We start from the raw sequence: 13,607 nt of genomic DNA on the forward strand, positions 1-13,607 counted from the left end.
CCCCCCCCCCCCCCCCCCCCCCCCCCCCCCCCCCCCCCCCCCCCCCCCCCCCCCCCCCCCCCCCCCCCCCCCCCCCCCCCCCCCCCCCCCGCCTCGGTTCGTCTAGTGGTGGTGGGCTTCGGCTTCGCCTCGGCGGTGGACTTCGGCGGCGAGGCGGTCGGCGATCGCTTCCGGCGTCAGGCCGAGGTCGGCGAGGAGCTGGGCGCGGGTGCCGTGCGGGTGCCAGCCGCGTTCGACGGCGAAGTCGATGAGCGGGGTCTCGTCGCCGGAGTCGCGCAGGGACTGCGCGAGCGCGTCGCCGAAGCCGCCGGTGCGGATGCCGTCTTCGAGCGTCGCGACGAGCGGGTACTGGCCCGCGAGCTTGACGAGCGCGGCGGGCACCGGAGAGATCCAGCGCGGGTCGACGACGGTGGCGCGGATGCCCTGCTCCGCAAGGAGTCCGGCGACGCTGACGGCGGTCGAGGCGAAGGAGCCGCAGGCGACGATCAGGAGTTCGTCGTCTTCGTGCTTGACGAGCAGGTCGAGTCCTTCGTGGACTTCGACGGCTTCGATGTCGGCCTCGGGGATGGCGCCCGTGGGGAAGCGCAGCATCGTCGGGCCGTCGTCCACGGTCAGCGCCTCGGCGAACTCCTCGCGCAGCGAGGCGGCGTCGCGCGGCGCGGCGATGCGCAGGCCGGGGACGACGCGGAAGATCGAGGTGTCCCAGATGCCGTAGTGGCTCGGCCCGTCCGGGCCGGTGATCCCGGCGCGGTCGAGCACGAACGTCACGGGCAGCTTGTGCATGGCGACGTCGAGCACGGTCTGGTCGAACGCGCGGTTCATGAACGTGGAGTAGACGGCCACGACCGGGTGCATGCCGTTCATGGCAAGGCCCGCAGCGGAAGTGACGGCGTGCTGCTCGGCGATGCCGACGTCGAAGACCCGCTCGGGGTGGCGCTTCATGAGCTTGTCGACGCCGGTGGGGCCGGGCATCGCGGCGGTGATCGCGACGACCTCGGGGCGCAGGTTGGCCTGCGCGACCAGCTCGTCGGCGAACACGCCGGTCCAGCGGCGCTTGGAGGCGTTGAGCGGTTCGCCGGTGATCGGGTCGAACGCGGCCGAGGGCGCGTGCATCTGCTCGGCCTCGTCGGCGCGGGCGGGGGCCCAGCCGTGGCCCTTCTCGGTGAGGGCGTGGACGATCACGGGCCCGCCGAAGCGCTTGGCGCGGTCGAGGGCCTCGCCGAGTTCGGCGATGCTGTGGCCGTCGACGGGGCCGACGTACTTGATGCCGAGGTCGGAGAACATGCCCTGCGGGGCGAGGGCGTCTTTGAGGCCGGTCTTGGCGGCGTGGAGGCCCTGGTAGGCGGCGCGGCCGAACACGGGGATGCGTTCGACGAGCTCCTGGATCCTCTTGAGCGCGGGCTCGTAGCCGGGGTTGAGGCGCAGGCCGGAGAGGCGCTTGGCGAGGCCGCCGACGGTGGGCGCGTAGGAGCGGCCGTTGTCGTTGACGACGATCACGAGCTTGAGGTCGTCGCGGGCGGCGATGTTGTTGAGCGCTTCCCAGCACATGCCGCCGGTGAGCGCGCCGTCGCCGACCACGGCCACGACGTGCCGGTCGGACCCGCTGAGCGCGTGGGCCTTCGCGAGGCCGTCGGCGTAGGAGAGGGACGTGGAGGCGTGCGAGTTCTCGACGAGGTCGTGCGGGGACTCGGCCTGGCTGGGGTAGCCGGTGAGGCCGCCGCGCCCGCGCAGCCCGGCGAACTGCCCGGCGCGGCCGGTCAGTGCTTTGTGGACGTACGACTGGTGCCCGGTGTCGAAGACGATCTGGTCGTGCGGGGAGTCGAAGACCCGGTGGATCGCCATGGTCAGCTCGACGACGCCGAGGTTGGGGCCGATGTGGCCGCCGGTCCTGGCGACGGCGCCGACGAGGAATTCGCGGATCTCCTCGGCAAGCCGGGGCAGCTCCTCCTCGTCCAGCGACTTGAAATCGGCCAGCCTGCCGATGCCGGACAGCAGCGGGCCCATCTCGGGTTCGTCGTGCGGGTTCATAAGGGGGAAGTCTATCGGTGAGCCCGTGCGGGCGGTAGCTGCGCGAGCGCGGCTGGGACGTGTCTCATGGGCGTGCGCCAGGCGTGATCTGCGCGTCAAGGGCCCGGCGGCTCGGTCACGCTCCGGACGGGGGAACGTGACGGGACCGCACGGTGTTCGAGCGGTGCTCGCGCACACCGGAAGTTCATCCGGTCGGGGGACGGGACACATCTATGGCTCGCAAGCTTCGCCAAGGCAGAGCCGAATTTATGGCTCGCAAGCTTCGCCAAGGCAGGGCCGAATTTATGGCTCGCAAGCTTCGCCAAGAAGGCCTGACTGTCGGAAAGCAGTCAGTCCCCGAAAGGGACACGCCGGGCGAAAGCCGGGCCGGTTCGTGATCGAAATGTGATCATCCCAACATGGACCTCATCGACCTGCACCAGAACACCGAATGGCCCGCGCGCCTCGACCAGGTGTTGAGCTCCTCCCCGGTGGACTGGGCCGACCGGCGCGAGAGCGTGCAGGCCGCGGCCCCGCCCGGGCTGGCGCGGCTCCAGCGCATGTCGGCCGTCCCGCGGTTCGACCTCGACGCGGTGGACCCGGAGGTCTACGAGGGCATCCTGGAGGACGCGCTCATCGCCGCCGCGCGCGGCGGCGCGGTCTACACCGAGCTGCGGCTGCCGCAGGAGTCGGTGGTGTACCCGCAGTTCATGGAGCGGTTCACGGCCGCGTGCGAGCGGGTAGCGGCGACGTTCCCGGGGTTCAGCGCGGGCGCGGTGCTGAGCATGAACCTGTGGGACCCGATGCTGCGGGAGCTGTGCGACGCGTTCGCGGACGCGGCGGCGGCGGGCCTCTCGGGCGTCGAGATCATCTACGTTCCCTATGCGGCCGAGGCGGACTGGACGCGGGGCCGGATCGTGGCGGAGGCCGCGGGCGCGGCCGGGCTGGGAGTGACCGTGCCTGCGGGGGCGTTCAACGCCTCGAACCTGGCGTCGCTGGCGGAGATCGAGCAGATCGGGCGGATCGGGCACGCCGTGGGCGCGGCGAGCGACCCGGGGATCATGCGGCTGCTGGCCGACCGCGGCGTGACCGTGGAGGTGTGCCTGACCTCGGCGGTCGTGCTGGGCATGGTCGCGAAGCTGGAGGACCACCCGCTGCCGCGGTTCCTGGAGGCGGGCATGGCGGTCGTGCTGGGCACGGACTCGCCGATGCGGATGGGCACCTCTATCGCGGGCGAGTACGAGAAGGCGCGGGCGCTCGGGCTGAGCGAGACGGACCTGGCGGTCGTGTCGGCGCGGGCGAAGGCGGCCCGGCTCTGAGCCGACGCCGCGCCGAACGGTCACGAACAGGCCTCAGCTTGATCACCTGACGGCGTCAATTCTGCAGATCGTCGTATTGTAGACAATCAAACCAGCCTTCATTTGACATCTAGATTCAAGGCGTTGAGCTGCGGAAATATCGCGCATCAACGGCTCGTGTCGGTCTTATCACGCGCTGCTCGGGTTGAAAAAACACAGGCGTTGACTAGTGTTTCCCCGGTTCCCGCCCCCCAACCGGAACCCCCTGCTGCTCGAAAGGACGAGATGTCAGCGATAGCAGTTGATTCCCTGTACAAGGTCTTCGGCAAAGGCGCCCGAAGCGCCGTCGCCCAGCTGAAGAGCGGCACCCCGCGCGACCGGCTCAAGAACGTGACCGCAGCCGTCATCGACCACAACTGGTCGATCGAGCCCGGCGAGATCTTCGTCGTCATGGGCCTCTCCGGCTCCGGCAAGTCGACGCTGATCCGGATGCTCAACGGGCTCATCAAGCCCACGTCGGGCACCATCCGCATCGGCGACGTCGAGCTCGGCTCACTGTCGAAGCGCGAGCTGCGCCGGCTCCGCCGCGAGAAGATCAGCATGGTCTTCCAGCACTTCGCGCTGCTGCCCCACCGCAGCGTCGTCGAGAACGTCGCGTTCGGCCTGGAGATCAAGGGCCTCAATAGACCTGAGCGGCTGGAGCGCGCAAGGGAAGCCGTCGAGCTCGTCGGCCTCTCCGGCCACGAGGACAAGCTCCCCGCCCAGCTCTCGGGCGGCATGAAGCAGCGCGTCGGCCTCGCCCGCGCGCTCGCGGCCGACACCGAGATCCTGCTCATGGACGAGGCGTTCAGCGCCCTGGACCCGCTCATCCGCCAGGAGATGCAGGACCAGCTGCTCGACCTGCAGTCCAAGCTCGGCAAGACCATCGTGTTCATCACGCACGACCTCAACGAGGCCATGCGGATCGGCGACCGGATCGCCGTGTGCGACGGCGAGGTGAAGCAGCTGGGCACCGCCGAGGACCTGCTGCTGCGCCCGGCCGACGAGTACGTCGCCGAGTTCACCGCCGACGTCGACCGCGCCCGCGTGCTCACCGCCGAGGCCGTCATGGTCCCCTGCCGCACCGTGCTCACCCCCGACGAGCTCGCCGCGGCCGACCGCGACGTCACCCAGTTCGACACCGTCGCACCGGATGTGCCCGTCAACGAGCTGTACGAGTCGGTGCTCAACTCCGAGCGGCCGGTCCTGGTCGTCGACGAGCAGTCCGACCGGCTCGGCGCGGTCACGACCCGGACGATCCTCGAAACCCTGGCGAACGAGCCCGCCGCCGAACCCCAAGCTCCCGAGGCCCCGGCCTCCGCAGCCGAGGAGGTCGCCGCGTCATGATCGAGTACCTCAACAACTGGTTCTGGACCTATATCTGGAAGCCCCTGCCCGACATGCCGTTCGGCGACTGGATGGAAACGTTCATCCGCTGGGCGCGGGACGCCTGGTCGGCCGGGTTCGACGCCGTCGACACGGGCCTGGAGTTCCTGTACCTGCACCTCGCCGACGGACTGCTCTGGCTCCCTTCGGGAGTCATGGTGCTCCTGTTCGCGGCGGCCGCGTGGGCCGCGAAGGGCTGGAAGCTCGGCGCGGGCATCGGCCTGGGCATGTTCGTCGTCGCGTGGACCCCGTACTGGGAGCAGACGATGCAGACCCTGTCGATGGTCCTCGTCTCGGCGGTCATCGCGATCCTGCTGGCGATCCCGCTGGGCGTCGCCGCCGCCGAGAGCAGGGCGTTCTCGGCGGTCGCGCGGCCGGTCCTGGATTTCATGCAGACGCTCCCGGCGTTCGTGTACCTCATCCCGGTGGTGATGCTGTTCAGCGTCGGCGTGGTCCCTGGCATCATCGCGACGATCATCTTCGCGATGCCGCCGGGCGTGCGCCTCACCGAACTCGGCCTGCGCCAGGTCGACCCCGAGGTCGTCGAGGCCGGGCAGGCCTTCGGGGCCTCGCCCGCGCGCATCCTCGCGCGCATCAAGCTGCCGCTCGCGCTGCCGACGATCATGGCCGGGCTCAACCAGGTCATCATGCTCGCACTGTCCATGGTGGTCATCGCGGGCCTCGTGGGCGGCGGCGGCCTCGGCTCTGTGATCTCAGGGTCCCTGGGCCGCTTGGACATCGCCGCCGGGTTCAACGCCGGGCTGGCCGTGGTGCTGCTCGCGATCCTGCTCGACCGCGTCACGCAGGGCCTGTCCGACCGCACGCCGGTCGCGCGCGCCGCCAAGCTCGCCCGCTAGCCATCGAACACCCCGTCAGTTGGCGCACGCCCCTGCGCCGGAGAGAAGGAATCATGCAACGACGTTCGATCATGAAGGGCGCCATCGCCACCGGCGCCGTGACCCCGCTGGTGCTGGCCGGCTGCTCGGTGGAGGAAGAGCCGGGCGAGGCCGCGGCGGAAGGCGTCGACTTCGGCCTGCCGAAGGGCGAGGGCGAGATCAAGATCGGGTACATCAACTGGGACGAGGCGGTCGTCGCCACCGAGCTGTGGCGCCAGGCGCTCACCGCCTCGGGGTACACGGTGACGGCCCAGGAGTTCACCGAGGTCGGGCCGTTGTTCGAGGGCCTGTCCTCGGGCGACCTCGACTTCTTCCTCGACGGCTGGCTGCCGATCACGCACCAGACGTACATGGCGACGTACGGCGACCAGCTCGAGCAGCTGGGCACGTGGAACGAGAACGCGGCGCTCACTGTGGCCGTGCCGTCTTATGTGGACGTCGAGTCGCTCGCGGACCTCAACGCGAACGCCGGGCTCTTCGGCGGCCGGATCGTCGGCATCGAGGCCAGCGCGGGCCTGACGGAGGCGGTGCAGAACAGCACGATCCCCACGTACGGGATCACGGACCTGACGCTGGAGACCTCGTCGACGACGGCGATGCTCACCGAGCTCGACAGCGCGATCGCGGCGGAGGAGCCGATCGTGGTGACGCTGTGGCAGCCGCACTGGGCGTACGCGAAGTACGACCTGAAGAACCTGGCCGACCCGGAGGTGACACTGGGCGAGGCCGAGACGATCAACACCTTGGCGCGCTTGGGGTTCAGCGAGGAGTTCGCGGATGTGGCGGCGGCGCTGGGCACGTTCGCGATGAGCGACGAGCAGCTGGCGGGCCTGGAGAACCTGGTGTTCTCGGAGCACGGCGGCGACGTGCAGGCGGGCGTGACGGCCTGGCTGGCGGAGAACGAGTTCTCGGACCTGGTCGCTTAACGCAGGCGTGGCGGGCCGCATCCGGCCCTTCGGCCGGATGCGGCCATAGGGCATGCCCCTTCCCACCCGCATCCACCTCCGACCACCGGGGATAAATAAGACGACTCTCCCACAGGGGTCCGACATCCCCTGTTCAATTGCATTGATATCTGTTGATGTTTCGATTAGAATGTGACACGCCACCTCGTTTTTGAACCAGGTGGCGCAGGTAGCGGTGGCATTCCCCGGCATCGCGCACCGCATGGCGCATTGGAGCACCATGTCCAGCACCCATAGTCCGGCACCCGCACTTCCCCGCCGGCGCCTCTTCCAGGGCGCGGCCGCCGCAGGCGGCCTCGCCGCGTTCGGCACCGGCGTCCCCGCCGTGCAGGCCCAAGACGTCGGCACCCTGGCCGTCCACCCCGGGGCGCTGCACACCCAGGCCGACATCGACCGCATGTACGCGAAGGTGAGCACCAACCAGGAGCCGTGGCGCAGCGGCTGGGAGCGGCTGATCGCGAACAGCCACGCCCAGACCACCTGGGCCGCAAGGCCGACCGCGACCATCATCCGCGGCGGCGACGGCCAGAACTACCCCCAGCTCTACAACGACATCCACGCCGCCTACCAGTGCGCCCTGCGCTGGAAGGTCTCCGGCAACACCGCCTACCGGGACAAGGCCGTCGAGATCCTCAACGCCTGGTCGTCCACGCTGGAGGCCGTCAACGGCAACGCCGACCGTTTCCTCGCGGCCGGTATCTACGGCTACCAGTTCTGCTGCGCGGCCGACCTCGTGCGCGGCGCGCCCGGCTTCGACCTCGGCGCGTTCCAGGCCATGATGACGAGCATCTTCCTGCCGATGAACGAGCACTTCCTCACCAACCACAACGACGCCTGCATCACCAACTACTGGGCGAACTGGGACCTGTGCAACATGTGCAGCATCCTGGCCATCGGCATCATCTGCGACGACGCCGCGCTCATCAACCGGGCCGTGGACTACTTCTGGAACGGCGAGGGCAACGGCTCGATCTACAACGCCATCCCGTTCGTCCACTCAGGATTCCTCGCCCAGTGGCAGGAGTCGGGCCGCGACCAGGGGCACTCGATCATGGGCATCGGCATGATGTCGAGCTTCATGGAGATGGCCTGGAACCAGGGCATCGACCTCTACTCCGCGCGCGACCTCGCGTTCGGCAAGGCCGCCGAGTACGTCGCTAGGTACAACCTGGGCTACGACGACCTGCCGTTCACCACCTACAGCTGGGGCACCGGCCAGAGCTGCGCCTACAGCGAGCAGACCGTCATGGGCTCGGGCGGCCGCGGCCAGCTGCGCCCCGTGTGGGAGATGGTCTACAACCACTACACCGTGCGGCGCGGCCTGCGGATGCCGAACGTCGCGCGCATGGCGGCCCTGGTCCGCGCCGAAGGCGGCGGCGGGGACTACGGCACGACCTCGGGCGGGTTCGACACGCTCGGGTTCGGCACGCTCGCGCACACCCGGCCGACCCCGGCGGTCGTCTCCGGCGGCGTCTACACGCTCATGACCGAGCGCTCCGGCAAGTGCCTCGACAACGGCTCGGTCACCACCGAAGGCGCCCAGGCGATCCAGTGGGACGACAACGGCGGGAACTGGCAGCGCTGGCGCATCACGGACGTCGGGAGCGGCTACTACAAGCTCGTGAACCTCCACTCGGGCAAGGCCCTCGACAACTTCTCACTGACCGCCGACGGCGGGAAAGTGGTGCAGTGGACCGACAACGGCGTGGCCGCGCAGCGCTGGCAGATCACGGACGTCGGCGGCGGGGCCGTCCGGCTGGTGTGCCAGCACTCGGGCAAGGCGCTCGACAACGGCAACGGCGAGGCGAACGGCGGCGGCGCGATCCAGTGGGCCGCCTCCGGCGGGGTCCAGCAGCGCTGGAACCTCAAGCGGGTCGCGTAGCCGAGCGGGCGGCGGGGAGCGCGTCTCCTCGCCGTCCTTTGTGCTGCAACGCATTGCAATTGTCCGATTACGTCGGAAATCCTGGAAATATGTCGTTTGATCTTGAAGATTGTTTATGCGGCCTTTAGACTGGCCAGCGGCGGCGGCCTCCCGGCACCGCCCGCCGACAATCCGCGGTGGCATTCCCCGGCATCGCACACCGCATGGCGCATAGGAGCACCATGTCTACTAAGGACAACACCATCGAACCGAATAGCGGCCCGAACCTCAAGCGGCGCCGGCTCATCACGGGCGCGATCGCCGCGGGCGGCCTCGCGGCCGCCGGAGCCGGCGGGCTCGGCATCGCGGCGGCCCAGGACGCGGACGACGTCACGGCACAGGCCTCCCACCCCGGCCTCCTGCACACGCAGGCCGACTTCGACCGCATGAAGGCCAAGGTCGACGCCGGGCTCGAGCCGTGGGTCGCGGGCTGGAACAAGCTCACCGCCAACAGCCACTCGCAGTCCACCTGGGCCGCAAGGCCGACCGCGACCATCATCCGCGGCGGCGACGGGCAGAACTACCCGCAGCTGTACAACGACATCCACGCCGCCTACCAGAACGCGCTGCGCTGGAAGGTCTCCGGCGACACCGCGCACCGCGACAAGGCCGTCGAGATCCTCAACGCCTGGTCGTCCACACTGGAGGCCGTCAACGGCAACGCCGACCGCTTCCTGGCCGCCGGGATCTACGGCTACCAGTTCTGCTGCGCCGCCGACATCGTCCGCGACGTCTCCGGGTTCGACCTCGGCGGCTTCCAGGACATGATGACGGGCATCTTCCTGCCGATGAACGAATCGTTCCTCACCAACCACAACGACGCGTGCATCACCAACTACTGGGCCAACTGGGACCTGTGCAACATGGCGAGCAAGCTCGCCATCGGCATCATCTGCGACGACGCCGCCATCACCGACCAGGCGATCGACTACTTCTGGAACGGCGAGGGCAACGGCTCGATCGGCAACGCCATCCCGTTCGTGTACGACGGCGGGCTCGCCCAGTGGCAGGAGTCCGGGCGCGACCAGGGGCACTCGATCATGGGCATCGGCCTCATGTCGTCCATCATGGAGATGGCCTGGAACCAGGGCGTCGACCTGTACGGCGCCAACGACAACGCCTTCGCGAAGGCCGCCGAGTACGTGGCGCGCTACAACTCCGGCCACGACGACCTGCCGTTCACCACGTACTCCTGGGGCACCGGCCAGAACTGCGCCTACAGCGAGCAGACCGTCATGGGCTCCGGTGGGCGCGGCCAGGCGCGGCCGGTGTGGGAGATGGTCTTCCACCACTACACCTCGCGCCAGGGCTACGCGCTGCCGAACGTCAGCGCCCTCGCGGGGACCAACAGCCCCGAAGGCGGCGGCGGTGACTACGGCACCACCTCCGGCGGGTTCGACACCCTCGGGTTCGGGACCCTCGCCCACGTGCGCCTCACCTGGGACGAGATGCCCGACAACCTCAAACCGCTCGGCTGAGGCCAGACCCGCACGAACGGGACGCGCCCGGCGGTCCCCCGCCGGGCGCGCGCCCGCCCGCGACGCCCGAAAACACCTCCGGATTCATGCGTATGTGCTAATATGTTGGTGCGCTTTGCGGGCCGCCCCCCTCGCTGAGCGCCTACAGACCCTGCACGCCTCCCAGACGCGACCGCCGACCCGCGCTCGGCGGTCGCGTTGCGTCCCAAGGGCATCCGCACCGCCGTACCCACACAGTGGCGCTCCACCACTACGATCTGCCAAGACACGCCCCCAACGGCAGGCCGCGAGGCACGGCCCCGGCCCGCCGTCGAGAGCTAGGAGACCACTTGTTCGGCATGCTCGCGCCCTGCCCCTCCCGCACCCCCGACGACCTCAAACCCCGCTGGATGGGGCATTTCTGCGGCCTGTGCCTGGAACTGCGCGACGACGCGGGCCAGTTCGCGAGGCTCACCACCAACTACGACGCCCTCGCGCTCTCCGTGCTCGTCGAAGCCCAGCAGGGCGACGCCGCCGACAGCCGCAACGCCGGGCCCTGCGCCCTGCGCGGCATGCGCCGCCAGACCGTCGCCACCGGCGCCGGACCGCGCCTCGCCGCCACCGCTTCACTCGTGCTCGCCTCGGCGAAGATCCGCGACCACGTCGAGGACGGCGACGGCTTCGCCGCCCGGCCCGGCGCGCGCGGCATCGCAGGCCTCACCGCCGACCGCCTGCGCGCCAAGGCCATCGCTATCGGCGACTCGATCGACCTCGACACCGCTCCGCTGTTCGCCCGCATTGAGGGCCAGCACGGCATCGAAGCGGCCACCAGGATCGGCACACCGCTCACTGTCGTGACCGCCCCGACCGAGGCCGCCACGGCCGCGCTGTTCGCGCACGCGGCGCTCATCGGCGGCAGGCCCGAGAACGCCGACGCATTCCGGACGGCCGGGGCCGCGTTCGGGCGGCTCGCGCACCTGCTCGACGCCGCGGACGACTTCGAGGAGGACGCCGCGCGCGGCGCGTGGAACCCGCTGGCCGCCACCGGGTCCGGGATCGGGGACGCGCGGGCGCTGGCGAAGGGCGCCCTGGCGGACATGAAGCGCGCCTTGGACTCGGCGGTGATCGTCGACGCGTCGATGGTCGGCCTGCTGCTGGACCGGTATGCGCGCCATGCGTACTCGAAGACGTTCAAGTCGTCGTGCTCGACGCAGCACGCGCCCGCGCAGGAGACCGCCGAGCGCCGCGGCTACCGGGAGCGCCGGGACTATCGCCGGGACGAGCGCCGCCGCTACCGCGAGGACGAGGGCCACCACGGGCGCAGTCGCGGCTTCTGGGCCGGGCTGTGCACGTTCGCGGTGATGGCGTGCACGTGCCAGCTGTGCTGCTCCGAACATTACAACGACCCGTGGACGGGTCAGCCGCGTTCGGGCTGGTGCCGGGACTGCTGCGACAGCTGTCAGTGCTGCGAGTGCTGCGAATGCTGTCAGTGCTGCGGCGACTCGGAGGGCGACGGATGCTGCGGCGGTTGCGACTGCCCCTGCAGCTGCGACTGAGCCGTTCCGCTACCGGGGCGGCTGCGGCCAGCCTTGCGACGCAGAGGAACCGGGGACTGGCGGCTGCTGCCCCGGCGGGGTGTACGGGCCGGGCTGGTTCGGCTGCGGGGCGGCGTCCCTCCACTGGGGAGGCGGCGGCTGCTGGTAGCCGGGGAAGACCTGGTCGTCGGCGGCGGGGCGCTGCTGCTGGGCCTTGGCTGACTGGTTGCCGGGGGTGTTGCGGAGCCAGTTGCCGACGGGCTTGGTGAAGAGCAGGCCGAGGACGCCGAGCACGGTGAGGAGCTGCACGAGCGCGAACGGGACCTTGAGCGCGCCGATGAAGCCGCACAGGGACACCAGGCCGAGGAAGCCGAGTCCGATGTAGAACGCGGTCTTCGGGTTCTCGAAACCGAAGCGGCCCAGGCGCTCCCTGGCGGTCCCCCAGATGAGGACGAGGTCGACGGCGGCGACGAGCACGCCGAACACGATGTTGAGCACGAGCCCGGCGCCCGGTCCGAGGAACGAGGCGATCGCGGCCGAGAGCGACACGGACACGATCGTCAGGAGCACGGCGGCGGCCAGGTAGATCCACAGCAGCTGGAGCATCCACGTGACCTGCTTGAGCCGGCCTTCCATGGGCACGATGCCCCAGCGCTGCGCGAAGGTGGGCGCGGGCGGGAGCACGGGCCCGGAGGGCTCGCCGGGGGCGAAGGTCCCGTAGGGGTCGTGCGGGCGGTAGTCGAAGGACGGCGAAGCGGGCCCGTTCTGCTGTGGATTCGGCTCGCTCGCGGGCCCGGTTGCGTAGGGAGGGTTGGTCATCGATGCTCCGAGGCTGCGGTCAGTTGCGGCAATCAAGTTATCGCAACGCGCGCGGGCGCGCGGCCCCCGGTCAGTAGTCGACGAGTTCGAACAGGGCGATCGTCTCGAAGTGCTGCGTCATGGGGAACGCGTCGAACGCGCGGATGCGGGTGAGCTCGTAGCCTTCGATCGCGAGGTCCTTGGCGTCGCGGGCCAGAGCGCCTGCGTCGCAGGCGATGTAGCAGATGGCGCGGGGGCGGGCCTCGCCGAGCGCGACGACGACTTCGGGGCCCGCGCCGCTGCGGGGCGGGTCGAGGACGACGAGGTCGACGGAGCCGAGGTCGGGGGCGATGGCGGCGACGTCGCCTTCGATCGCGCCGGCGTTCTTCCAGGAGGTGAGGTTCGCGGCGGTGCGGGAGGACGGCGCGTTCTCAACGGCCACAACGCGTCCGGTGTCCCCGACGGCTTCGGCGAGCCCGGCGGCGAAGAGCCCGGCCCCGGCGTACAGGTCCCAGGCGGACTCGCCTTCCTGCGGGTCGAGGAATTCGAGGGCGCAGGCGAGGAAGGCGGGGGCGGCGGCGGGGTGGACCTGCCAGAAGCCGTCGAAGGCGATCTCGAACTCGTTGTCGCCCACCGTCTGGTGCACGAGTTTGGGGCCGCTCTTGTGGTGCGGGCGGGCGGTGCGGCGCAGCTGGGTGTAGACGGCGAGCTCGTCGTCGTTCGAGTCGACAACGCCGACGGCGCCCATGCCGTCCCAGGTCTTGGTGAGGAGGTCGGATTCGCGGATGCGCTCGGTGGCGATGGCGCACTTGTCGATGTGCACGAGGTCGTGCGACTTGTGGACGCGCAGGCCGGGCTTGCCGTTCTCGTCGACGGCGTACTGCATGCGGGTGCGCCAGCCGAGCGCGCCCTCGTCCCAGGGGAGCTCCTCGACTTCGACGCCCTCGAGCTTGGCGGGGTCGACGCCGCCGATGCGGGTGAGCTGGTCGTGGAGGACGCGGGCCTTGAGGCGGCGCTGGGCGGCGGGGGCGGCGTGCTGGAAGTCGCAGCCGCCGCACTTGCCGGGCCCGGCGTAGGGGCAGGGGGGCTCGACGCGGTCGGGCGAGGCCTCGATGACCTCGACGGCGTCGGCGAACGCGAAGCGCTTTTTGCGCTCCTTGATCTCGATGCGGACGGTCTCGCCGGGCAGGGCGTGGCGCACGAAGTACACCTCGTTGTCGACGCGGGCCACGCAGTGGCCTCCGGCTGCGACGTCTGCAACGGTGACGATCATCGTCCTCAAATCCTCAAGCTCTCCGCCGCCGG

10 protein-coding genes are annotated in these 13,607 nt (G+C 70.1%); 7 read left to right on the forward strand and 3 right to left on the reverse strand.

All coding sequences use genetic code 11. From position 1 onward, the window contains the following. Window positions 1-102 precede the first annotated feature (102 nt). Window positions 103-2,028: a 1-deoxy-D-xylulose-5-phosphate synthase gene (gene dxs, locus ACZ60M_RS07775; protein WP_465415808.1), complete on the reverse strand. Its 1,926-nt coding sequence runs from the start codon at window positions 2,026-2,028 to the stop codon at window positions 103-105. 398 nt (window positions 2,029-2,426) lie between these two features. Between dxs and ACZ60M_RS07780 the strand changes: the two genes are divergently transcribed. The 7 genes from ACZ60M_RS07780 to ACZ60M_RS07810 all read left to right on the forward strand — a co-directional run bounded on the left by ACZ60M_RS07780 (window position 2,427) and on the right by ACZ60M_RS07810 (window position 11,525). Beyond that, complete coding sequence (locus ACZ60M_RS07780; RefSeq protein WP_465415810.1) at window positions 2,427-3,326, forward strand: amidohydrolase family protein; 900 nt, start codon at window positions 2,427-2,429, stop codon at window positions 3,324-3,326. Window positions 3,327-3,590: 264 nt separating this feature from the next. After that, entirely contained in the window at window positions 3,591-4,691 is a 1,101-nt protein-coding gene (locus ACZ60M_RS07785) for a quaternary amine ABC transporter ATP-binding protein (protein ID WP_465415812.1), read from the forward strand. Further along, on the forward strand, window positions 4,688-5,587 hold the full coding sequence (locus ACZ60M_RS07790; RefSeq protein WP_465415814.1) for an ABC transporter permease: 900 nt from the start codon (window positions 4,688-4,690) through the stop codon (window positions 5,585-5,587). Before ACZ60M_RS07785 ends, ACZ60M_RS07790 begins: the two co-directional genes overlap by 4 nt. 53 nt (window positions 5,588-5,640) lie before the next feature. Then, window positions 5,641-6,552, forward strand: a complete 912-nt coding sequence (locus tag ACZ60M_RS07795) for a glycine betaine ABC transporter substrate-binding protein (protein WP_465415816.1) — start codon at window positions 5,641-5,643, stop codon at window positions 6,550-6,552. A 259-nt stretch (window positions 6,553-6,811) separates the two neighbouring features. Continuing rightward, window positions 6,812-8,473 carry an RICIN domain-containing protein gene (locus ACZ60M_RS07800; protein ID WP_465415818.1) on the forward strand — a complete coding sequence of 554 codons (1,662 nt, stop codon included), beginning with the start codon at window positions 6,812-6,814 and terminating at the stop codon, window positions 8,471-8,473. 221 nt (window positions 8,474-8,694) lie between these two features. Beyond that, on the forward strand, window positions 8,695-9,990 hold the full coding sequence (locus ACZ60M_RS07805; protein ID WP_465415820.1) for an alginate lyase family protein: 1,296 nt from the start codon (window positions 8,695-8,697) through the stop codon (window positions 9,988-9,990). Window positions 9,991-10,328: 338 nt separating this feature from the next. Continuing rightward, window positions 10,329-11,525: a DUF5685 family protein gene (locus tag ACZ60M_RS07810; protein WP_465416064.1), complete on the forward strand. Its 1,197-nt coding sequence runs from the start codon at window positions 10,329-10,331 to the stop codon at window positions 11,523-11,525. A 9-nt stretch (window positions 11,526-11,534) separates the two neighbouring features. On the opposite strand, the gene ACZ60M_RS07815 is transcribed toward ACZ60M_RS07810, so the two are convergent. Beyond that, on the reverse strand, window positions 11,535-12,323 hold the full coding sequence (locus ACZ60M_RS07815; protein WP_465415822.1) for a hypothetical protein: 789 nt from the start codon (window positions 12,321-12,323) through the stop codon (window positions 11,535-11,537). Window positions 12,324-12,393: 70 nt separating this feature from the next. Next, window positions 12,394-13,575 (reverse strand): class I SAM-dependent RNA methyltransferase, encoded by a 1,182-nt coding sequence (locus tag ACZ60M_RS07820; RefSeq protein WP_465415823.1) that lies wholly within the window; start codon window positions 13,573-13,575, stop codon window positions 12,394-12,396. Between the last annotated feature and the right edge of the window lie 32 nt (window positions 13,576-13,607).

The organism is Glycomyces sp. NPDC050141 (genome assembly GCF_055586545.1).